Below are 625 nucleotides of genomic sequence, written 5' to 3'. Positions count from 1 at the left end.
TGCTGCCTCGCGAGGTTGTGCGTCATGAATTGCCGGAATCAGAACGCGTTTGTGCACACGACGGGCATGCGCTCGTCGAGATCGGCGCCGAGATCAGTGAGCAGCTCGATATCGTGCCGCAGCAGGTTCGCGTCATTCAGCACCAACGAATCAAATACGCGTGTCCTTGCTGCGACCTCGGCATCAAGGTGACGCCGGCGCCGGCTCGCATCATTCCGAAGGGGTTACTCACTGAATCGGCGCTTGCATGGGTAGTCGTGAGCAAGTTCGCTGACGCTCTGCCGCTGTATCGAATCGCCGCGTTGCTACACCGTTTCGGCGGCGATCTCTCGCGTGGCACGCTGGCAGCCAGCGTGGTGCGCGTCGGTACCGCAGTGCAGCCGCTCATCAACTTGATGCGCGATCACTTGCTTGAGGCCGACATCGTCTACGGCGATGAGACAACGGTGCAGGTGCTGAAAGAGCCAGGCCGTGCCGCACAACGCAAGAGCTACATGTGGGCACAGATGAGCGGCACCGGCCCACCGGTTCGATTGTTCAGTTACAGCTCGACGCGCAGCGCGGCACAAGCCGCGGCGCTCTATGCTGGCATCAAGCCCGGCGCGGTGTTGATGACGGACGGCTA

1 protein-coding gene is annotated in these 625 nt (G+C 61.8%); it reads left to right on the top strand.

The window, feature by feature from the left end; genetic code table 11:
* Positions 1-625: IS66 family transposase (tnpC, locus tag ACTJLC_RS31800; RefSeq protein ID WP_440846430.1), on the top strand; the 625-nt coding region annotated here is incomplete at both ends.

The sequence above is a fragment of the Paraburkholderia sp. 22099 genome (assembly GCF_052045835.1).
Classification (GTDB): Bacteria; Pseudomonadota; Gammaproteobacteria; order Burkholderiales; family Burkholderiaceae; genus Paraburkholderia; species Paraburkholderia terricola.
Note: the sequence above shows the minus strand (reverse complement) of the source record. Positions and strands in the feature narration are given on the sequence as shown.